The organism is Flavobacterium sp. P1_E4, from assembly GCF_056405915.1.
Genome location: NZ_JBFUBE010000005.1, coordinates 134,918 through 156,794 on the forward strand (window position 1 = coordinate 134,918; position 21,877 = coordinate 156,794).

Genomic DNA, 21,877 nt, shown 5'->3' on the forward strand with positions numbered 1-21,877 from the left:
TATTTATACAAAACGTTAAACAGTCCAAAAAAAGGTTTAGGAGCGAATGATTAGGCATATTTATTGACATTGTTCCCGCTATACGTTACAATCTCCCGAAAAAAAACGGGAGGATTTTCACTGCTATCGGGGCTACTTAGGTTATATTGTTTTTTTGATTATAAACAATCCGCCTAAAATAGAAATTGGAGCAAAAACAAAAATAGCCAATAACTGAGTCCAAGAACTGCCATCGGATTTAAAAAGTGAAAAAGTGGCAAAACCCGCCATGATAACAAAAAGTATGTAATTGACTTTTAAGTTCTTTGTTTTGGCAATAATTTGAGTAACTAGCCCACTAAGGAATGAAAAAACAGTTCCGTAAACAAATGTCAAAAACATAAAAGCAATAGAAGCTTCTGAGTGAGGCTTTACTCCCGAAAGGCTGAAGAGTAATACTGAGCTTATCACAAAAATGGCATAACCTGCTATAACTCCTAAAATTTGTTTTATCATAATTTAATATTTTATTAGTTGCCTTTTTATAATTAGTATTTAAATGTAAAAAATCCTAACAAGTTTAAAACCTGTTAGGATTGTATATTTCAATCTAAATTAGAATTAATGACTTAAATTTTCCACAACATCTGCATTTGGGTTGTGTTCGTGTTTAAACATAATGGCAAAAGCTATGGCTACAATCAAAGCATAACTAGCAAAAGCTAACCATATCATATGCCAATCTTTCATCATAATTACTTTCTCAAACAAGCCATCTGCAGAAATTGAATTCCCCTGACTTTTTACAAATTCAACCATTTTTGAATTTGTAACATCAGTTTGTAAAAAAGAAGCCAACTCACTTGTGTTATTAAACGACTTTGTAAAAAAACGGTCAATCGCCCATCCTGAAGTAATACTTCCTAATATCGCTCCTACTCCATTGGTCATCATCATAAACATTCCTTGTGCTGAAGAACGATTTTTAGCATCTGTATGTGTCTCCACAAACAATGAACCTGATATATTGAAGAAATCAAAAGCCATTCCGTAAACGATACAAGACAATATAATCATCCATAATCCATCCGTAGGATTTCCAAAAGAAAACAATCCAAAACGCAATACCCAAGCCAGCATACTAATAAGCATAACCTGTTTGATTCCAAAACGTTTCAAGAAAAATGGAATGGCAAGTATGAATAAAGTCTCAGAAATTTGAGAAATAGACATAATAATAGTAGAATATTGTATTACAAAGGAATCAGCGTATTTTGGAAAATGTTTAAACTCATCCAAAAAAACGTCTCCATAAGCATTAGTTAATTGCAATGCTCCTCCCAAAAACATGGAGAAAATAAAGAACAAAGCCATTTTGTAATTAGCAAATAATTTGAATGACTCCAATCCTAAGGTTTCCATCAAAGAAGCATCTTCTTTAATCAATCGTTGTGGTTTACATTTAGGTAAAGTAAAAGAATAAATTCCTAATACAACAGCTGAAATTCCAGCAATATAAAATTGATAAGCAGTTGCTTTGTTTCCAGTCAAGTTGGTCATCCACATCGCCACTATAAAACCAATAGTTCCAAAAACACGAATGGGTGGAAAATTCTTGACAACATCTTTATTATTTATTTTCAATGCGTTATAAGAAATTGAATTACTTAAAGCAATTGTCGGCATATAAAAACACATAGCCAAAAGCATCACATAAATAAAGGTAGTTGGAGTGCTAACTTCGGGAATGTAAAATAAAACTGCACCATATAAAATATGAAGAGCTCCGTATAATTTTTCTGCATTAATCCATCTGTCAGCAATTATACCAGCTATTGTAGGCATAAAAAGAGACGCAATTCCCATCGTTCCAAAGACCAAACCAAATTGAGTACCTTCCCAGTTTTTGGTTCCAAACCAATAATTTGCAATTGTAATCAACCAAGCTCCCCAAACAAAAAATTGAAGAAAACTCATTATTATCAATCTGTTTTTAATTCCCATGTGACGAATTGTATTTTTTTATTTTAAGATTTTGTGGCGCGTAAATCTACCATTAATATTGATATTAACAAAAAATTTATAAGCTATTAATTACCTCATTTACCAACTCCAAGACAACATCAAATTGTTCTTTTCTATCCAAATAAGAATTGTCTACTTCTATGGAATCCTCTGCCATTACCAATGGCGAATCATCTCTGTGAGTATCAACATAATCGCGATCAACTACATTCTTTAAAACTTCTTCATAAGTAACTGAATCGCCCTTTGCTTGTAATTCGTCAAAACGTCTTTGTGCGCGAGTGTCTGCTCCTGCGGTCATAAATATTTTGAGTTCGGCATTTGGAAAAACAACTGTTCCTATATCTCTACCGTCCATAACGATTCCTTTTTCTTTACCCATTTCTTGTTGTTGTTCTACTAATTTAGAACGTACCTCCGAAATAGCAGCTACCGCACTAACAAAACTTGAAACTTCCAAGGTTCGGATTTCAGTTTCCACATTGACATCATTCAAGTACATTTCAGCAAAACCCAATTCAGGATTAAATTTAAAACTCAATTTTATGGAAGGTAAGCTGTTTACCAATTTTTCTTTATCCAAAAAATCAGCTCCAATACAATTGTTTTGCATGGCAAACAAAGTCACAGCACGATACATAGCTCCGGTATCTACATATACATATCCCAAATGTTTGGCAAGTTGTTTTGCTAAAGTACTTTTCCCAGTGGATGAAAATCCGTCTATTGCAATGGTTATCTTTTTCATTTTTTGTTTTAAAAATAAGTTTTAAGTCTTTATTCTATATTTTTTACTCTTTCTTCTAAAAATTATTCACCAAAATTAATAATCAATCCAAACAAACTAGTGTTTCCAGCTAAAGTATATTTGGAATATGAATAATTGAATTTTAATTTGTTCAGTTTCAGTCCAAAGCCCAATGAAAGTCCAGAGAAATTTCGTTGGTCTTGAATTTGTAGTTCTGACGCTCTTCTGAAATTATAGCCGAATCTAAGGTTAAAAGCCTTTTTTGGGAAAAGCTCAATACCTAAAATCATGTGTCGTAAAGCATTGTTGAAAAAAGATACATTTTCTTCTGTAATAGTTCCGTCAATTGAAGTTTCTGAACGAACAGGATTTGAAAAAGCCAAATTCCATTGTTGCAAATTTTCGAGCGTAAAGTGCCAGCGTATGGGAACGTGTTCCAATTCTTGCGAAACTCCTGCGATTATTTCAAAAGGTAAATTTTCTCTAGTACCGTCGTAAGTAGTAAATTGAGTTCCAATATTCATTAAAGTCAAGGCCCAATTCACATCATTTTTTTTATCGATATATATCATTCCCAAATCAACGGCGGCTCCAAAAGAATTGTAACTTTCTAATGTAGATTCAATCAGTTTGGCATTGGCTCCCAAATGAATATCAGTATAAGGAATATTATATGCATATCCCAAAGAAAGAGCAATTTCACTTCCTGTAAATGAACTTGTGGGCAAGCCATTTTCATCATATCCATCAAATTTCCCATAATTTATATAATTGATACCAGCCTGAAATGTTTGCAAATGCTGATCATAAGTATAAGCGTATGAAGCGGTTCCATAAGTCACTTCTTGATAGTAATTTCCATAATTTAATGACAAATGATTATCCATTTCTTCATTGATTGAAGCAGGATTAAAAAGAGCCTGATTGACATCTTCGTCATAAATGGTAATGACTTTACCTCCTAATGCCGCTTGCCTTGGAGAGGTAATCAAGTCCAAAAACTGATAAGTGTACTTGCCTCCTATTTGTCCGTAATTAACAGAACAGATTAAGAGTAAAAAGTAAAAAATAAATTTTTGGGACATATAGTATTTGAAAAGCCAAAGTTTAAAATTCCAAGCGTCAAACTTACGAAAATTAAAAAGAAAAAGAATTAAAAAACAAATTCCAAATTCCAATAGTTCCTGGTCAATTCAGGATTGGAATTTGGAATTTAAATATTGAAATTTAAATATTCAGTATTAGGATTTATTTCAAATCTTTTGCGTTTTTAACTTTGTCTTTAGTTATTGCCAATTCCAAAACTTCGCTCATTTCTTTTACATAATGAAAAGTAAGACCTTCTAAATATTCAGCTTTGATTTCATCAATATCACTTTTGTTTTCATGACATAAGATGATTTCTTTTATATTAGCTCTTTTGGCTGCCAATATTTTTTCTTTGATTCCGCCAACAGGCAATACTTTTCCTCTCAAGGTAATTTCACCTGTCATCGCTAGATTTTTCTTTACACGTTTTTGAGTAAATAAAGAAACTAAAGAAGTCAACATGGCAATACCAGCGCTAGGTCCATCTTTTGGCGTAGCTCCTTCTGGTACGTGTAAATGAATATTGTATTTCGAAAGTATTTCTGGGTTCAATCCCATTAATTCCGCATTTGCTTTAATGTATTCCAAAGCAATTGTAGCAGATTCTTTCATTACAGTTCCTAAATTACCAGTAATTGTCATCATTCCTTTTCCTGGAGAAAGCAATGATTCAATAAAAAGAATATCGCCACCAACACTTGTCCAGGCCAAACCTGTTACAACACCGGCAACTTCATTGTTTTCATACTTATCTCTTTCCAATCTTGGAACTCCAAGTACTTTAATGATATCCTCGTCGGTTACTTTTTTATTGTATTCTTCATCCATAGCAACCGATTTGGCAGCATTACGAACGATTTGAGCAATTTTATTTTCCAATCCACGAACACCAGATTCACGAGTATAGCCTTCTACAATTTTTTCCAATTGTTTTTTACCAATAGTCAAATCTTTAGCTTTTAATCCATGTGCAGTCAATTGTTTAGAGAACAAATGTTTTCTGGCAATTTCAACTTTTTCTTCAATAGTATATCCTGACATTTTGATAACTTCCATTCTGTCAACCAATGCTGGTTGAATAGCAGCCATATTATTAGAAGTAGCAATAAACATCACTTTAGATAAGTCATACCCCATTTCAAGGAAATTATCATAGAAAGCATTGTTTTGTTCTGGATCCAAAACTTCTAATAATGCAGAAGATGGATCTCCATTATGACTAGAAGATAATTTATCTATTTCATCCAAAACAAATACGGGATTTGATGTTCCGGCTTTCTTTAAACTCTGGATAATTCGTCCAGGCATAGCTCCAATGTAGGTTTTTCTATGACCACGAATCTCTGCTTCATCACGTAATCCGCCTAATGAAATACGAACATATTCTCTTCCCAAAGCCTCTGCAACAGATCTACCTATAGATGTTTTACCAACACCTGGAGGCCCAGTTAAACAAATGATTGGAGACTTCATATCGTTTCTTAATTTAAGTACGGCTAAATGCTCAATCATTCTTTTTTTGACATCTTCCAGACCAAAATGATCTTTATCTAATATTTTTTGGGCGTGTTTTAAATCAAAATTATCTTTCGAGAATTCACCCCAAGGTAAATCCAAAAACATTTCTAAATAATTCCTTTGGATTCCAAAATCTGGAGCTTGTGGATTCATTCTACGCATTTTCGACAATTCTTTTTCGAAGTGTTTTAAAGTTTTATCATCCCATTTTTTGCTTTTGGCTTTCACACTCATTTCGTCCATTTCTTCCTCTTGTGAAACTCCTCCCAATTCTTCTTGGATGGTTTTCATTTGCTGATGCAAGAAATATTCTCTTTGCTGTTGATCTAAGTCAAAACGAACTTTAGATTGAATATCGTTCTTCAATTCAAGTTTTTGTAACTCAACATTCATGAAACGAAGTGTTTCCAAGGCTCGCTCTTTCAATCCGTTTATCGACAATAAGTCTTGTTTTTCTTTTACCGATAAATTCATGTTAGAAGAAACAAAATTGATTAAAAACGAAGGACTTCCTATGTTTTTAATGGCAAATGTAGCTTCTGAAGGAATATTGGGGCTTTCATTGACAATTTTGACAGCCAATTCTTTTACCGAATCGATTATTGCATTGAATTCAGAATCTTTTTTGGCTGGTCTTTTTTCAGGAACCTCTTTGATGTTAGCCGTAAGATAAGGTTCTTCCGAAACCATTTCGGCAATTTCAAAACGTTTTTTTCCTTGTAAGATTACTGTAACATTACCGTCAGGCATTTTTAAAACCCTTAAAATTCGGGCTACAGTTCCTATTTTATGGATATCCTCAAATGTAGGATCTTCATCTTCTTCGTTAATTTGAGACACTACTCCAATTACTTTTCCGGCAGCATTGGCATCATTTATCAATTTGATTGATTTATCTCTTCCAGCCGAAATTGGAATAACCACTCCAGGGAATAAAACCGTATTGCGTAAAGGTAAAATAGGTAAAGAATCGGGTAATTCTTCGTTATTCATTTCTTCTTCATCTTCTGGAGTCAATAATGGAATTAATTCGGCTTCAGAATCAAATTCTTGAAGTGACAGATTGTCAATAGTAAGTATTTTATGATTTGACATAGTAGTATTTAAGTCTTTTTGTCATTAATTTTTAAAATCGGAACGCAAATATAAGGTATCGCAACAATATTTCAGGCTAATATCGATGTATAAATACAGTATAGCATTGAGGTGTAAAATAAGGCAATCATTGTGCCAAAATCAAATCTGATTTGAATTTTTATCGGATTATGAATTCTATTTTTCGTTTATGACGTTTTTTGTTTAGAATAAAAATGAAAAAAAAATAAACTATTTTTATAAAAGTGTAACAAACCAAAAAATCTAATGTCTTTACTACAAACCATAACTATTTAATTGAATCTGACCAATCAAAATATTGAAGAATTAATTACGCTTTGCAAAGAGAATAATCAGAAAGCGCAGTTCGAGATTTATAATCGCTATTGCAAGGCGATGTATAATGTGGCCTATCGAATTGTGAAAGATGAGCATTTTGCCGAAGACGTCATGCAAGAAGGCTTTTTGAAAGCATTTACCAAAATAAATGATTTCAAGCAAGAAGTAGCCTTTGGAGCTTGGCTGAAACGGATCATAGTGAATTATAGTATTGATTTTTACAAAAAGAATAATCCATTTAAAACAGAAGATTTTGAAAAAACACTTTACAAACTAGAAGAACCAGAAAATGATTGGGAAGAAAAATTAGATTTTAATGATATAAAAGTCAAACAAGTTTTGGACGCCATTCAGTCCTTAAAATACAATTACTGCATGGTTCTTACCTTATTCTATATTGAAGGTTATGATCAAGAAGAAATAAGCGAAATTCTTAAAATTAGTTATGCCAATTGTAGAACGACATTAAGCAGAGCTAAAGAAAGTTTAAGAAAAAAATTAAATGAGTTATGAAATGAGCATTATTCAAAATTGGTAGTAACAACCAAAGATGAATTGCGAATTCCATCTGACCGATAAAAAACAATATTCTCTACAGATGAAAAATGAAAATGAAAAATTAGATCAATTATTTGAAAATTTAGAAAATCAATGGGATGTTCATGAAATGGATAGCCAACATATAAATAGGTTTTCAGAAAAATTGGCTCTTAAAAAACGAAAAAAGAATTTTGGATTTATCTATGCTATAGCTGCTTCTGTAGTTGTCATGTTTGGGATTACATTGTTTTATACGAATAATGAAAGACCTAAAGAACTGAAATTTGCATCAAAAGAAACTAAACAGACTGATTCTATTTTTACCGTTTTGATTGAACATCAATTAGAAGAAATTGAAGCTAAAAAATCACCTGAGAATGAAAAAATCGTAAATGATGCATTACAACAAATGAAATCGCTAGATAGCGATTATGAGAAAATCAAGCACGAATTGGAAGTTAACGGTGAAAGCAAACCTATTATTTATGCTATGATTAGCAATTTACAAACCCGAATTTCATTTTTGAAAAATGTTTTGCAACATATTGAAGAAACTGAAAAACTTAAAAATTTACATGATGAAAAAACTATTTAACATACTACTATTACTTATTTTATTAATCCCTTTTTTAGGATTTTCTAATGATGATTTTAACTATACCAAACAAAAAGTTATTAGTAAAGCCTATATCGTGAACAGCGACGCCGGAATAAATGTCGAGAACTCTTATGGAAGTATTTTTGTTACTACTTGGAATGAGGATAAAATTGAAATTGAAGTTCTCATTAAGGTCAGTGGCGATAATGAGAAATGGGTTAACGAAAAATTAGCTGGAATCGATGTAGATTTTGTAGCTTTAAAAAGCATGGTTAGTGCCAAAACTGTTTTTGGAAACACCAGTACAAAAAACAATGGAAGGAATAATAATTTCGAAATCAATTACACTATAAAGATTCCTAAAAATGGGACAGTAAAATTGAATAACAAGTATGGAAATATTGGTACTTCAGATCTTTTTTCTACAACCGATTTCAATTGTAAATATGGGAAAATTAATTTAGGAAAACTAAATGGTAACAGTAATACTGTTCAAATTGGTTATTGTTCAAGTTCCACCATAGAATATTTAAAAAATGGTGCGATTACCTCCAAATATTCTGGATTGAAAATGAATGAAGTCGCTAAACTTGATCTACTGTCGGATTATTCTGAAATTGAAATCAACGAAGGCAATGATATAAAATACAACAGTAAATACGGGAGTGTAAAAATAAAAAAACTCAATTCATTGGATGGGACTGGAAATTATCTGACTATTGACATTGGTTCTGTAGCAAATCAATTAAAATTAAACACGAAATACAGTAATATTTCAATTGATGCAATTCAAGCGAAGGCTAATAATATAAATATAGTGGCAGGATATACTGGTGTGGATATTGGTTTCCAATCTAATTATAATTTTGATTTTGACGTATCTGTAAGATATGGAGATTTTAAATATGATAATGAGCTGAGTGTAAATTCTAAAGAAGAGACTAATTATACTAAAAGAGTTAGTGGTTTTTACAAGAAAAAAGGCGAAAATAAGATTTCAATTACATCCGATTACGGTAATGTAAAATTGTATAAAAAGGAAGTTCAGTAGCAGTTTCAATCATATTATCAAATTCAAAAATCATGTTCAATTATAATTTTTAATCTATGAAAAAATCAGTTTTATTAGTTGTTTTTAGTGCTTTGTTTTTTACAACAATTGCTAATGCACAATGGTCAAGAATAAAAGGTAACGGAAAAGTAGTAACAGAGAAAAGAACTACTGCGAGTTATGACGAAATAGTTCTTACAGGTTCTTTTGATGTGGTTTTGGTTTCGGGAACCGAAGGTACAATAACTATTGAAGGGGAGGAAAATATAATCCCTCACATCAAAGTTGAAGTTATCGGAAATGTATTGAAAATTTCCAACGAGAAAAATGTTCAAATCGACACAAAGAAAAAGCTGATTGTGACAGTGCCGTTTGAACAAATAAGTTCAGTTTCGCTTTCCGGTTCTGGAGATGTCAGTTCCAAAAACACTATCGTTAATCCTACTTTCAAAGCTAAATTATCAGGTTCTGGTGATTTGACTTTAGATGTTAAAGCTACTGATTTTGAATCCAATTTGAGTGGTTCCGGAGATGTTGTTTTAACAGGAAGTTCTGATAATTTTGTTTCCAAAACTTCAGGTTCAGGAGATGTGAATGCTATTAATTTGACAACAAAAAACGCAAATATCACGATTTCAGGTTCAGGTGATATGAAAGTAAATTGTAGTCAGAGTTTAATTGCGAGAGTTTCGGGTTCTGGAGATATCGAATACAAAGGAGATCCTCAAACAAAAGATACCAAAGTGAGTGGCTCAGGAGATATTTCAAAAGTATAATAATTTATTTATAACCTTATAAGTCTTTATAAAAACCACGGGTTCATAGATTATATATAATCTATGAACCCGTGGTTTTTTATGCTATCTGTCCAAAATTTTTTAAACAGATTAGTTTTTTTAAATTATTAAGCCTCTTTTTTTGGTACTCTATTCAAAAGTAAAACACCAATAACGAAAAACACAGCCAAAAATACAATTGCCAGCCTTGGACTTCCCGTAATTTGATCAATGGCACCATATACACACATACCAATTACTATCCCAATTTTTTCGGTAACATCATAAAAACTAAAAAATGAAGCAGTATCTTCTGTTTCAGGCAAAAGTTTAGAATATGTAGAACGGGATAATGCCTGAATTCCGCCCATCACAAGTCCCACCAAAGCTGCCATAATATAAAATTGATTCGGAGTTACTATAAAATAAGCAGCAGAACAAAGTATGACCCAAAAGCAATTGATTACAATTAGGGTTGGTATATTTCCAAATTTTGCCGAAGCTTTTGATGTCAAAATTGCTCCGATTACAGCAATAATTTGTATCAATAAAATACATATAATTAAACCAGTTTGGCTTTGACTTGCTGACTCCCAAGCAATTTCTTGCGAACCAAAATAAGTAGCAATAAGCATTACGGTTTGAACAGCCATACTATAAACAAAAAAGCTAAGTAAATATCTTTTTAATGGGATGTTGGCTTCTAATAAACCCCAAACTTTTTTCAATTCTTTAAAACCATTAAAGACAACAGCTTTGGTTACTTTTTGATCTTTGCTTTTATTTCCTTTTGGCAAAAAATAATAGGTATATTGACTGAATAGAATCCACCAAACTCCAACCATCACAAAAGAATATTTCATTGCTTTCATTGCAGCTTCCCCTTTACTACCTGTAATCCCAAAAGTATCGGGCATCATTACCATGGCAAGATTTACTATTAACAAAATAACACTCCCAATGTATCCAAGAGAATATCCTTTGGCACTTACGGCATCTTGTTGTTCGGTAAAAGCAATATCAGGCAAATAAGAATTATAAAAAACTAAACTTCCCCAAAAACCTATTAAACCAAAAAAGTAAAAAAATAGTCCGACATAAATATTATCTAGACTAAACCAGTTTAGACCAATACAAGAAAGAGCTCCAGTATAGCAGAAGAACTTCATGAAAGATTTTTTATTTCCAACATAATCGGCAATTCCAGATAATAAAGGTGAAAAAAGGGCAACCATCAAAAACGCTGCAGCAGTAACAAAACTAATTAATGCCGAATTTTTTAAGTTCATTCCAAAAACGGCAATATAATGGTCTCTATCAGAAAATAAGGCCTCATAAAAAATAGGAAATATTGCAGATGAAATCACCAATGGATATACTGAATTTGCCCAATCATAAAATGCCCAAGCGTTTAGTAGCTTTTTACTTCCTTTTGCTAAATCTGCCATATATGTTTATTTTTATCTGCGAATTTATTTATTTTTTAGTTGGAAAAACAATAAATATAGCTTTTTGATATATTAATTTTTTAATAATAAATCATTACTATTATAGTGTCTAATATGATTTAAAAAAGGCCATTCTTTTAAGAATAGCCTAAATAATTTATAAAAATTCAATTAATTGCACATAGCAATTATTTATAAGAAGCATTAACTTTTGCTGCAGTTGCTTTTGCTTCTGGTATTAATGCTTTTAAATTTGCCATTCTTGTAGCGTCAGATGGGTGTGTACTTAGAAATTCTGGTGGTGATTGTCCTCCAGATTGGGAAGCCATTCTTTGCCAAAAAATAAGGGCTTCATCTGGATTATAACCAGCAATTGCCATTAAAGTAAGTCCTATTTTATCGGCTTCGCTTTCATGGTTTCTACTAAATGGAAGCATTACTCCAACTTCAGAACCTAAACCATAATATTGTTGCCACATTTGTTGTTTTTCAGCACTTTGCTGACCTGTAGCAACTGCAACTCCTACCGCACCTAATTCTTGCAATTGGGATGCACTCATTCTTTGTGCACCATGATTTGCTAATGCATGAGAAACCTCATGTCCCAAAACTGTTGCTAAACCAGCTTCATCTTTGGTAATTGGTAAAATCCCAGAATAAACAACAATTTTTCCTCCGGGCATACACCATGCATTAACTTCCTTACCCTCAATTAATTTATACTCCCATTGGTAACCATTTAAATATCCGGTTTGTCCCAGATAGGCTAAATATTTTTCAGCCGCTGTTTTAATTTTAAATCCCACTACTTCTACCCTTTTGGCATCAGCTGTTCCTGAAATTATTTTATTTTCCTTCAAAAAAGTTCCATATTGTTGGAATGATGAAGGAAATAATTCACTGTTAGAAACAAAATTTAGTTCGTTTTTCCCTGTTATAGGATTAGTAGCACAAGCATAAAATAAACCAATTACAACTGCACCTATTAATAAATATTTTTTCATAATCATATCTTTAAATATCTATACAAAAATGCAACTTTTATTAGTTTTATATTTTACATAATTAAATTTAAAAGTATCAACTTTACGATGACTATTAAAAATTATAGATCTAGGATATTTTAAAAATCACAACACTTAGTGGAGGAAGCAATAATGCAGTAGAATATTCTTTCCCATCATAAGGATTGGTTTCTATCGATAGTTTTTTACTGTTTTTCACTCCACTTCCGCCAAAATCAACATCATCACTGTTAAATATTTCTGTAAGCTTACCCGTTTTTGGCAGACCAATTCGGTAATTCTCACGGACTACTTGAGTAAAATTAAGGACAACTATTAAATCATCTGCAGGATTATTTCCTTTTCGAATAAATGACATCACTGCATTTTCATGATCTGAATAATTTATCCATTCAAATCCATCATGACTAAATTGTTTTTCATGTAAAGCAGGCTCAGATTTGTATAATTTATTGAGTTTGGTGATAACCTTTTTTATACCATTGTGGAAAGGATATTCCAATAAATGCCAATCTAGACTGCTTTCGAAATTCCATTCACTACTTTGTCCAAATTCAGATCCCATAAATAGCAATTTGGTTCCTGGATGTGTAAACATGTAACCATAAAGTAGTCGAAGATTTGCAAATTTTTGCCACTCATCTCCAGGCATTCTTCCAGCAATAGATTTTTTTCCATATACAACTTCATCATGTGAAAGTGGTAGCATGAAATTTTCGGTGTAGGTATAAGTCATTGAGAATGTCAAATCATTTTGATGGTATTTCCGATAGACGGTTTCTTTTTGAAAATATTCTAAAGTATCGTGCATCCAACCCATCATCCATTTCATCCCAAAACCTAATCCTCCTACAAATGTAGGTCTGGAAACCATCGGGAAAGAAGTGCTTTCTTCGGCGATTGTTTGTACACCTTCATAATTGGCATAAACGGCTTCATTAAAATCTTTTAAGAAGCTAATGGTGTCCAAGTTTTCTCTTCCGCCATAAATATTAGGTTCCCACTCCCCTTCTTCTCTGGAATAATCAAGATACAACATTGAAGCAACAGCATCAACTCTTAATCCATCAATATGGTAATGATCCAACCAAAACAGTGCATTACTGATTAAAAAGGAGCGAACTTCATTTCGTCCATAATTAAAAACTAAACTTTTCCAATCTGGATGATATCCTTTTCTACGATCTGGATGTTCAAATAAATTGGATCCGTCGAAAAAACCTAAGCCATGGGCATCATCAGGAAAATGAGACGGAACCCAGTCCAGAATCACACCAATACCTGCTTGGTGTAACTTATCAACCAATACCATAAAATCCTGTGGTTCTCCAAAACGGGAAGTTGGTGCAAAATAACCAACTAATTGATAGCCCCACGAGGGATCATATGGATATTCCATCACAGGCATGAACTCCACATGCGTAAATCCTGTCTCTTTCACATATTTTACCAGATCTTCGGCAAGTTCTAAATAAGTCAAAAATCTATTTTCTTCTCCGTGCCTTTTCCAAGAACCTAAATGAACTTCATAAACCGAATATGGTTTGTCTAAATCATTATGTTCTTTGCGGGTTTGCATCCATTTTTTATCTTTCCACTTATGTTCCAAATCCCAAATAACAGAGGCTGTATGAGGTGGTTTTTCGCAATAAAAAGCAAAAGGATCTGCTTTTTCAGTGATTATTCCACCATTGTTGGATTGTATTTTATATTTATAAGTAGTTCCTTTTTCTATACCCGGAATAAATCCTTCCCAAATTCCAGATGAATCCCAACGAACCTGTAATGGATGTTCTCCTTGTATCCAGTAATTAAAGTCTCCAATTACTGAAACCGTTCTTGCCGATGGCGCCCATACGGCAAAATAAACTCCTTTTACTCCATCAACTTCAATAAGATGTGCCCCTAATTTTTCGTAAAGTCTATAGTGTTTCCCGGCTTTGAATAAATCAATGTCAAAATCTGTAAAAAGCGAATAGGTTTGTACTTTGTTCATTTTTGTATTTTATTTTTCTTGTGAAATTGTAATCAACTAACTTTATTAAAACCCATTATACTTGCAATTCCTGTCAACGGAATTACCGACCATCTTGGTCTTGAATTTAATTCATAACCCAATTCGTAAATTGCTTTTTCCAAAAGGCAATATTTCAATAAAAAATCAATTTCTTTTTGATATCCAATATTTAAATTGCCTGCTTGAGCTACTTCGGTGTAGGTATTCAGAAAAACGCCTACGAAATATTTATATAAAATTTCTCCAGCTTTAAAAAGTTCTTCCTGTTCATAAGGATATTTATCATTACTGTTGAAGATTGTTGCATAAATTGCATAATGGAAAGAACGAAACATTCCAGCAACATCTTTTAAAGGAGGTTGTTTTACTTTTCGGTCTCGAATGGTGCTTTCTGGTTCTCCTTCAAAATCAAGTATGAAAAAATCATCTCCATTCACTAAAACTTGACCTAAATGATAATCTCCATGAATACGAATCCTTTCTGATTTCATTTGTGTCCAGTCAAAATCAAGAAATGCTTTTCTAATTTCTTTTTTATTATCCAAAAATTGATTGGCTAGCTCTAAGGCTAAACCATCTAATTTATGCAAATTGTTTTCTAAAATATTTAAGCGGTTTTGAAACTGATAAGTTAATCTGTTTTTTAACCAAACAGAATAATCACCATTATAAGTAAGCGGTGTAAATGCTGTTTCATGAATATCACTTCCCAAAGCAATATGCATTTCGGCAGTTCTAGTAGCCAAGGTTTTAATTTTAAGAAATATACTCAAACCAGCCCAATCAATTATTTCATGAGGCACATTGTTTAAATTTAATCTTTTGAATAAATCGATATCTGGGAGTTTGCCTATTGAAATCTTTTTGCCATTTAAGTTTTCAAAAATTCGATCTACTTCTTCAAGCATATATTTCCATGCATCTCCTTGATTTGGAACCAATTCTTGCATTAAACCAAGAGTAATATTTCCATCAGAAGAAACAATACTAATGCTTCCTGTATAAGCTGGAGAATGTTTAAATTTCATTCTTTCAGTAAGAAAACGGCTAATTTCATAATCAGGATTCATACTGATATAAATTCTTCTAAAAATTTTCAGAACTAGATTGTCATTGAATACTATGGAAGTATTACTTTGTTCAACGCCCATAAAATGAGATGAAATATATTCTTTTACATGTAATGCTTTTCCTTTGTGAAAGGTGACTTTTGACTCTTCATTTTTTTTGGAATGGATGATTTTATCAAACAGTAATTTTCTAAAATCTTCCTGATGTAATGCATCTACAAGATATCCCTCCTTTTCATTCATTATAACTGGAGCAATAACAGTATTGGTGTCTAAATCTTCTTCAGACATAAATGCCAATGGCATAAAATAATGTTGGTAAAAAGCTTCTTTAAAATTAACTTCTAATAAAACGCCATAATAAGTATTGTCATTTGAAGCAATTTTAAAAGAATGTACAATCTCAATATATTTTAAGGTACTGGCTTTTCCTCCATACCATCTTTTATTGATAATGTAATTTTCTAAAATATCGGAGGCAAAAATTTTATTAAAATTTTCATCTTCAAGAGCATCATTCCAATCAGTATGGAATACAAATGGATTTTGATATTCGGCTTCGTTAATTTTATCAACCATTATTTCTGAATTTTAAATAGATGAAAAGGCAATTCTGGAGGAAGTTCTACATAATTCCACTCATTATCCCATGAATAGGTATTCCCAGTAATCAAATCGGTAATTCGAATTTGTTGAGTTCCAATTTTGTCCAAAGGCAGTTTAACCATCGCTTTAGCTGTATGAAATGGATCTATGCTTACAATCATAAGCGTTTCATCCTGTTTATGATCATCAAACTTGTAATAAGCGATTACTTGATCATTATTAGTTTCACAAAAAACTATATTATTGGTCTGTTGCAATGAGGTTTGTTCTTTTCTAATGGTATTAATGCGTGTAATTAGAGTGGTGAGTTTGTTTTGAATAGTCCAGTCCCATTTATAGCATTGGTATTTTTCAGAATCAAGATATTCTTCTTTCCCTGGAGCCATTGGTGCACTTATCATATATTCAAAAACGGGGCCGTAAATTCCAACATTAGAACTTAAGGTTGCAGCCAGAAAGTATTTTTGCAAATGCACTGATTCATTTCCATTTTGCAAAGCAAAAGGATTAATGTCTGGAGTATTGGGCCAAAAATTAGGTCTGTAGAATTCTTTTTGTTCCGTTTGGGTTAACTCTTCAACATATTCGGTTAATTCTTTTTTGGAATTTCTCCATGTAAAATAAGTGTACGATTGACTGAAACCTTGTTTGGCCAATTCGTTCATAATTTTCGGGCGTGTAAAAGCTTCTGCCAAAAACAAAACATCGGGATGTTTCTTTTTGATTTCAGCAATTAACCAACCCCAGAAATAAAAGGGCTTAGTATGTGGATTGTCAACTCTGTATATTTTAATATTACATTCTTCAATCCAAAATAGTGCAACATCCAATAGTTCTTTCCAAAGATTTTTCCAGTCGGAGCTTTCAAAATAAATAGGCTGAATATCTTGGTATTTTTTTGGAGGATTTTCTGCGTATTGAACTGTTCCATCTGGTCTCCATTTGAACCATTGTGGAAAATCTTTTACATAAGGATGATCTGGAGCGGCTTGCAAAGCATAATCCATGGCTACTTCGATTCCTAACTCTTGAGCTTTATTTACCAATTCTTTGAAATCTTCAATCGATCCTAATTCTGGATGAGTTGATTTATGCCCACCGTGATGAGAACCAATTCCCCAAGGAGAACCAACATCACCATATTCTGCATTTGTGGTGTTGTTTTTACCTTTTCTATTTACTTCCCCAATTGGATGAATTGGAGGGAAATAAAGTGTGTCAAATCCCATTTCAGCGACTCTAGGAAGTAATCTTTCGCAATCTTTAAATGTCCCGTGCTTTCCATCTTCTGATGATGCCGAACGTGGAAAAAATTCATACCAAGTACTGAATAGCGCTTTTTTACGATCTACATATATTTCTAAATCTATCGATTTGTTTTCTAAAAAACGTACTGGGTATTTTTTGAAAATTCGAATCAATTCTTCTGATTTGGTTTCCCGAACAGCATTGTCATATTCAGATTCTGTTGTGAAATAATGAACTAGTCGATTGAGATATTCATTTTCCGAAACATCAACAGTATTAAGGATGGTTCGAACATATTCTGCACCTTCCAGTAATTCTGATTTTACATATTGATTGTCATTAATTTTTCGTTCTGTACCGTGTTGCCAGTTCAATGCATAATCCACCCATCCTTCAACAAAATAAGTGTAATTTCCTTGTTTTTCAACATGAAATTCAGCAAACCATTCATCATTATGTGTAGGAGTCATTCTGACTTCTTGCCAGTTTTTTTCAGATTCGTGTTTGAATTTTATACAGCATTGAATGACATCATGTCCATCTGAAAAAACATCAGCGGTAACTACTATTTTTTGACCTACAATTCTTTTTATTGCAAAGCTACCACCATTCAGTTGTGGTAGAACATTTTCTATAATTATACGAGTTTGATTTTGCATGAGATTAGTTAAATTGAACATGTAATTTAGTAAATATTGAATATTTATAGAAGCTAATTTTAAAAAATACAAATATTCTATTAATTAGATTCGTTAGACTTTGTTTATTGTGAATAATAAATCAAATAGCCTTAATTAGTAGTTTTTCTTTTGAATTATAGTTGAATGAAAAATTAGATTATGTAGAAGTTACTAATTACACCAAATAGAAAGTACAATAAATTGTACTGACTATTTGGTGTATTGAGTTTTTGCAATGAATATTTTAAGAAGAATTTTCTATAAGTAAATTATTTTACTGTAAAATTATTTGGAATTATTGCTCCTTTTCTGATCACGACAATTCCTTCTTTTACACAATACAAATCATTTGAAGTATCAGCCAAATGTTTGCCTCCTTTTACATATACATCGTTTCCTATTCTACAATTTTTATCAACGATGGCATTATCGATAAAGCATCTTTCACCTATTCCAATTAATGGTATTCCATTCTTGTTATCTTCATTAATGTCATCAATGTTTTGGTAGAAGTCATTACCCATAACATAACAGTGTTGAATCACGGTGCCTTCTCCAATTCGAGAGCGGTTTCCAATAACAGATTTGGTAATTGCTTTAGCATGAATAATGCAACCTTCAGATATTAATGATCTTTCAACCATTGTTTTGTGAAATTTAGAAGGTGATAATAAACGAGGTCTAGTATAGATTTTATTATTATTATCAAACAAATTGAATTTTGGAATATCATCCGTTAAACCTATATTGGCTTCAAAAAATGAATCTATGTTACCAATATCTGTCCAGTAACCTTCATATTGATAACTCAATAATTTTTTATTCCCAACGGCTTGCGGTATGATTTCTTTTCCAAAATCCTTTGTTTCTGGATTAGCCATCAATTCGATTAATAATTTTCTGTTGAAAATATAGATACCCATTGAAGCCAAATAATGTTTTCCTTGGCTCTTCATTTCGTCGCTCACTTCTGATTTCCAATCGGGTAATAATTCCTTGGCTGGTTTTTCTATAAAGCAATCAATACAACTTTCGGAATTTGTTTTCAATATCCCAAATTCTGGAGCATCTTTGTCATTTACAGGTAAAGTAGCAATAGTAATATCGGCTTGAGCGTCAATATGTGCCTCAAGCATTGCATTAAAATCCATTTGGTATAATTGATCCCCCGAAAGAATTAAAGCATAATCAAATTCATGATTTAGAAAATGTGGCATGCATTGTCTTACGGCATCTGCAGTTCCCTGAAACCAGGTTGGGTTATCAGGTGTTTGCTCAGCAGCTAAAATATCTACAAATGACTGACTGAAAATACTGAAATTGTAAGTGTTCTTTATATGGGCATTCAAAGAAGCTGAATTGAATTGTGTCAGCACGAACATTTTATAAATATCGGAATTCATGCAATTTGAAATTGGGATGTCTACCAATCTATATTTTCCTCCTATCGGAACTGCAGGTTTTGACCTTTTGGCAGTTAAAGGATACAATCTTGAACCTTGACCACCTCCTAAAATAATAGCAATAACTTTTTTTCTTTTAGCTTTCATATCTCTTTGCAATAATTAAATTATATAATTCTATATATTCTTGGCTGACGGTTTCCCAAGAATGGTTGGTATTCATTCCTTTTATTCTAATTTGATTGATAATGTCTTTATTTTTATACAACTCGACGGCTCTTTGTATAGAATCGCAAACATCTTCTACAGTAGCTTGGTCATGACATATACCATTTCCGTTATCTTCAAAATCAACAATTGTGTCTTTTAAGCCTCCTGTTCTTCTTACTATTGGTATTGTTCCATATCGCAATGCATACATCTGATTTAATCCACAAGGTTCCATCCGTGAAGGAATAAGAATAAAATCGGAACTTGCATACGTTTTATGTGCCAATTCTTCATTATAACCAATATGAGCATTGTAATTTCCATTATAAACAGAAAGCAATTCTGTAAGTTGATTTTCTATTTCGACATCTCCATAACCTAAAATTAAAATATTGATTTCTCCTTTAAAAGTTGTCAAAGCTGATGATACTATTTTCGGAAGTAAATCGGCTCCTTTTTCATTATATAATCTGCCAATAAAACTAAAGAGCGGCTTCGTTGGATTCATATTGAAAAGTGCACACAATTGCTCTTTATTTTTTTGTTTCCCCTCATCAATTGTTTCTGCCGAATAATTTATTTCGATCATTGGGTCTTTTTCAGGATCCCAAACATCTATATCGATACCATTTAGGATCCCTTTTGATTTGTGTCGAACCCGTTGGAATAATGCCTCAAGTCCATTGTCAGAATGATTGATTTCATTAAGATAACTTGGTGAAACAGTTGTAATTTCATCAGCACATTTTATTGCTGCTGCCAAGGAATTAATACAGTTTCCCCATTCTAATTCTTTTGTATTAATCAAATCAAAATCAGGTAAATAATATAATTTATTAAATGTAAATATTCCTTGATACAGTCCATTATGAATTGTAATCAGTGTGGGGATATTTTTTAGCTTATCATATTTTGGGCAATGCTTAATCATAAAAGGGATTAACCCCGTATGATGATCATGACAATGAATAATATCCGGAATTGAACTCCGTCCTAAAATCCAGTCTAATGTTGCAATTTGAAATGACAAAAATCGTTCGATATCATCTCTATAATTATAAATATTGGGGCGGTCAAAAAGTTCCGGTATCTCTATTAAATAAAGCTCAAATCCTAACTTATTTGAAGTTTCTTTCAATACACTAAATGGAAAATTAAAGTTACCTAATTTTAATTTTCCCCAATGAACACATTCAAAATCATTTTCTAATCGAAATGCTGTTTGATAACAAGGAATGACAACATGAACCTTTTTTTCTTCGCTGCTTTGGTATTTTGGCAATGATCCAATTACATCGGCTAAACCACCCACTTTTGCTACTGGGTAACATTCTGCTCCAATGTGAAATATTTCCATGAATTCCCTTTTATTTTTGTTTGATGATGATCTATCCAGACCTCTCAATTCTTTACAAAATTTAAAAAATTAATACTTTTATAGTGTGAAATAAAATTATATTAACATTAAATTTATACTAATTTTATGTTTTTTAAATTTAGTTAAAAAAAATTAATTTTTAAAGACATTTCACAATTTTATCAATATGACAAAAAATACCACAAATCATACTAAGCCTTTGAAAATTCCCAAAATTATAATCCTATCGAGTAAGTTTATTGCTTTTTTGTCTACTAAATGGGTTACTATTTATGCATCTAAATTGTTTACAACGCCTATAAAACATAAGATTCCTAAACGTGAAATTGAAATGGACAAAAAGAGCGTGCAACAAATGATTGTTGTTCCTTCCATAAATCGAAAAGTAAATATCTATGAGTATGGGAAAAGCAGTAAAAAAGTTTTATTAGTTCACGGATGGTCAGGCAGAGGAACCCAATTATGCAAAATTGCAGATGAAATGATCAGATTGGGATATTCGACTGTTAGTTTTGATGCACCTGCACATGGAAAATCTCCTGGAAATTCAACTATTATGGTTGATTTTATTGCTTCAGTCATTGAAATAGACAAGCAATTTGGGCCTTTTGAAATTGCTATAGGACATTCCTTGGGCGGAATGACAGTTATGAATGCAATAAAAGAAGGACTTCAGGTGAAAAAAGCTGTAATTATAGGCAGCGGCGATATTGTACAGGATATCACTGATGATTTTATTGCCAAATTGGGTTTAAAACCTGAAATAAGTAAACTATTGTGTGAGCGTTTTGAAAAGAAGTATGAAGGAATTATGGACGATTACAGTGCATACAAAGCAGCTGAAACAACTTTAATTCCGACTTTGGTAATTCACGATGAAAATGATCCTGAAGTACCTGTAAAAGCTGGAATACATATACATGAGCATCTTAAAAACGGAGAATTGATGTTAACCAAAAGATTAGGTCACAGAAAGATTCTTGCCGATCATCAAGTAATTGAAAAAATAACTAATTTTATTGAAAAATAAGCAT

17 protein-coding genes are annotated in these 21,877 nt (G+C 32.1%); 5 read left to right on the forward strand and 12 right to left on the reverse strand.

Annotated features, from left to right (window positions below; translation table 11 throughout):
• Positions 1-141 precede the first annotated feature (141 nt).
• From AC1DY0_RS07100 to lon, 5 genes are all read right to left on the reverse strand, one after another.
• A complete protein-coding gene (locus AC1DY0_RS07100; RefSeq protein ID WP_477187942.1) occupies positions 142-495 on the reverse strand; it encodes a hypothetical protein in 354 nt (117 codons plus the stop codon).
• A 105-nt stretch (positions 496-600) separates the two neighbouring features.
• Positions 601-1,983, reverse strand: a complete 1,383-nt coding sequence (locus tag AC1DY0_RS07105) for a nucleoside permease (protein ID WP_477187943.1) — start codon at positions 1,981-1,983, stop codon at positions 601-603.
• A 76-nt stretch (positions 1,984-2,059) separates the two neighbouring features.
• Positions 2,060-2,752 carry a (d)CMP kinase gene (cmk, locus tag AC1DY0_RS07110; RefSeq protein ID WP_477187944.1) on the reverse strand — a complete coding sequence of 231 codons (693 nt, stop codon included), beginning with the start codon at positions 2,750-2,752 and terminating at the stop codon, positions 2,060-2,062.
• A gap of 62 nt (positions 2,753-2,814) precedes the next feature.
• A complete protein-coding gene (gene porQ, locus AC1DY0_RS07115) occupies positions 2,815-3,837 on the reverse strand; it encodes a type IX secretion system protein PorQ (protein WP_477187945.1) in 1,023 nt (340 codons plus the stop codon).
• A 163-nt stretch (positions 3,838-4,000) separates the two neighbouring features.
• Positions 4,001-6,454, reverse strand: coding sequence for an endopeptidase La (gene lon / locus AC1DY0_RS07120; protein WP_477187946.1), 2,454 nt, complete (start codon positions 6,452-6,454; stop codon positions 4,001-4,003).
• 297 nt (positions 6,455-6,751) lie between these two features.
• Here lon and AC1DY0_RS07125 point away from each other — a divergent pair, with 297 nt between their 5' ends.
• The 4 genes from AC1DY0_RS07125 to AC1DY0_RS07140 all read left to right on the forward strand — a co-directional run bounded on the left by AC1DY0_RS07125 (position 6,752) and on the right by AC1DY0_RS07140 (position 9,758).
• Entirely contained in the window at positions 6,752-7,306 is a 555-nt protein-coding gene (locus AC1DY0_RS07125; RefSeq protein ID WP_477187947.1) for an RNA polymerase sigma factor, read from the forward strand.
• A gap of 85 nt (positions 7,307-7,391) precedes the next feature.
• The gene (locus AC1DY0_RS07130; RefSeq protein WP_477187948.1) at positions 7,392-7,928 is read left to right on the forward strand and encodes an anti-sigma factor; all 537 of its coding nucleotides are present in this window, start codon (positions 7,392-7,394) and stop codon (positions 7,926-7,928) included.
• Complete coding sequence (locus AC1DY0_RS07135) at positions 7,912-8,982, forward strand: DUF4097 family beta strand repeat-containing protein (protein WP_477187949.1); 1,071 nt, start codon at positions 7,912-7,914, stop codon at positions 8,980-8,982. The genes AC1DY0_RS07130 and AC1DY0_RS07135 overlap by 17 nt, the downstream gene beginning before the upstream one ends.
• A gap of 56 nt (positions 8,983-9,038) precedes the next feature.
• Positions 9,039-9,758 carry a head GIN domain-containing protein gene (locus AC1DY0_RS07140; RefSeq protein ID WP_477187950.1) on the forward strand — a complete coding sequence of 240 codons (720 nt, stop codon included), beginning with the start codon at positions 9,039-9,041 and terminating at the stop codon, positions 9,756-9,758.
• A 128-nt stretch (positions 9,759-9,886) separates the two neighbouring features.
• On the opposite strand, the gene AC1DY0_RS07145 is transcribed toward AC1DY0_RS07140, so the two are convergent.
• The 7 genes from AC1DY0_RS07145 to AC1DY0_RS07175 form a co-directional block, all read right to left on the reverse strand.
• Positions 9,887-11,206 carry an MFS transporter gene (locus AC1DY0_RS07145; RefSeq protein ID WP_477187951.1) on the reverse strand — a complete coding sequence of 440 codons (1,320 nt, stop codon included), beginning with the start codon at positions 11,204-11,206 and terminating at the stop codon, positions 9,887-9,889.
• A 188-nt stretch (positions 11,207-11,394) separates the two neighbouring features.
• Positions 11,395-12,210, reverse strand: coding sequence for a M48 family metallopeptidase (locus tag AC1DY0_RS07150; protein ID WP_477187952.1), 816 nt, complete (start codon positions 12,208-12,210; stop codon positions 11,395-11,397).
• Between the two features lie 109 nt (positions 12,211-12,319).
• Positions 12,320-14,227, reverse strand: coding sequence for a 1,4-alpha-glucan branching protein GlgB (gene glgB, locus AC1DY0_RS07155; protein ID WP_477187953.1), 1,908 nt, complete (start codon positions 14,225-14,227; stop codon positions 12,320-12,322).
• A 32-nt stretch (positions 14,228-14,259) separates the two neighbouring features.
• A complete protein-coding gene (locus AC1DY0_RS07160; RefSeq protein ID WP_477187954.1) occupies positions 14,260-15,897 on the reverse strand; it encodes a maltokinase N-terminal cap-like domain-containing protein in 1,638 nt (545 codons plus the stop codon).
• On the reverse strand, positions 15,897-17,831 hold the full coding sequence (locus AC1DY0_RS07165; protein WP_477187955.1) for an alpha-1,4-glucan--maltose-1-phosphate maltosyltransferase: 1,935 nt from the start codon (positions 17,829-17,831) through the stop codon (positions 15,897-15,899). The genes AC1DY0_RS07160 and AC1DY0_RS07165 overlap by 1 nt, the downstream gene beginning before the upstream one ends.
• Positions 17,832-18,121: 290 nt before the next feature.
• Positions 18,122-19,402, reverse strand: a complete 1,281-nt coding sequence (locus AC1DY0_RS07170) for a glucose-1-phosphate adenylyltransferase (RefSeq protein WP_477187956.1) — start codon at positions 19,400-19,402, stop codon at positions 18,122-18,124.
• Positions 19,392-20,822, reverse strand: coding sequence for a glycogen synthase (locus tag AC1DY0_RS07175; protein WP_477187957.1), 1,431 nt, complete (start codon positions 20,820-20,822; stop codon positions 19,392-19,394). Before AC1DY0_RS07175 ends, AC1DY0_RS07170 begins: the two co-directional genes overlap by 11 nt.
• A gap of 187 nt (positions 20,823-21,009) precedes the next feature.
• On the opposite strand from AC1DY0_RS07175, the gene AC1DY0_RS07180 reads away from it, so the two are divergent.
• Positions 21,010-21,873, forward strand: coding sequence for an alpha/beta fold hydrolase (locus AC1DY0_RS07180; protein ID WP_477187958.1), 864 nt, complete (start codon positions 21,010-21,012; stop codon positions 21,871-21,873).
• Positions 21,874-21,877: the final 4 nt, after the last annotated feature.

Bases quoted from the DNA above. Each gene is read 5' to 3' on its own strand.
- AC1DY0_RS07150 (WP_477187952.1), bottom strand. From the start codon at position 12,210: ATGAAAAAATATTTATTAATAGGTGCAGTTGTAATTGGTTTATTTTAT.
- AC1DY0_RS07145 (WP_477187951.1), bottom strand. From the start codon at position 11,206: ATGGCAGATTTAGCAAAAGGAAGTAAAAAGCTACTAAACGCTTGGGCA.
- AC1DY0_RS07165 (WP_477187955.1), bottom strand. From the start codon at position 17,831: ATGCAAAATCAAACTCGTATAATTATAGAAAATGTTCTACCACAACTG.
- AC1DY0_RS07180 (WP_477187958.1), top strand. From the start codon at position 21,010: ATGACAAAAAATACCACAAATCATACTAAGCCTTTGAAAATTCCCAAA.
- AC1DY0_RS07105 (WP_477187943.1), bottom strand. From the start codon at position 1,983: ATGGGAATTAAAAACAGATTGATAATAATGAGTTTTCTTCAATTTTTT.
- AC1DY0_RS07135 (WP_477187949.1), top strand. From the start codon at position 7,912: ATGAAAAAACTATTTAACATACTACTATTACTTATTTTATTAATCCCT.
- glgB (WP_477187953.1), bottom strand. From the start codon at position 14,227: ATGAACAAAGTACAAACCTATTCGCTTTTTACAGATTTTGACATTGAT.
- porQ (WP_477187945.1), bottom strand. From the start codon at position 3,837: ATGTCCCAAAAATTTATTTTTTACTTTTTACTCTTAATCTGTTCTGTT.
- AC1DY0_RS07160 (WP_477187954.1), bottom strand. From the start codon at position 15,897: ATGGTTGATAAAATTAACGAAGCCGAATATCAAAATCCATTTGTATTC.
- AC1DY0_RS07175 (WP_477187957.1), bottom strand. From the start codon at position 20,822: ATGGAAATATTTCACATTGGAGCAGAATGTTACCCAGTAGCAAAAGTG.
- AC1DY0_RS07170 (WP_477187956.1), bottom strand. From the start codon at position 19,402: ATGAAAGCTAAAAGAAAAAAAGTTATTGCTATTATTTTAGGAGGTGGT.
- cmk (WP_477187944.1), bottom strand. From the start codon at position 2,752: ATGAAAAAGATAACCATTGCAATAGACGGATTTTCATCCACTGGGAAA.
- AC1DY0_RS07130 (WP_477187948.1), top strand. From the start codon at position 7,392: ATGAAAAATGAAAATGAAAAATTAGATCAATTATTTGAAAATTTAGAA.
- lon (WP_477187946.1), bottom strand. From the start codon at position 6,454: ATGTCAAATCATAAAATACTTACTATTGACAATCTGTCACTTCAAGAA.
- AC1DY0_RS07140 (WP_477187950.1), top strand. From the start codon at position 9,039: ATGAAAAAATCAGTTTTATTAGTTGTTTTTAGTGCTTTGTTTTTTACA.
- AC1DY0_RS07100 (WP_477187942.1), bottom strand. From the start codon at position 495: ATGATAAAACAAATTTTAGGAGTTATAGCAGGTTATGCCATTTTTGTG.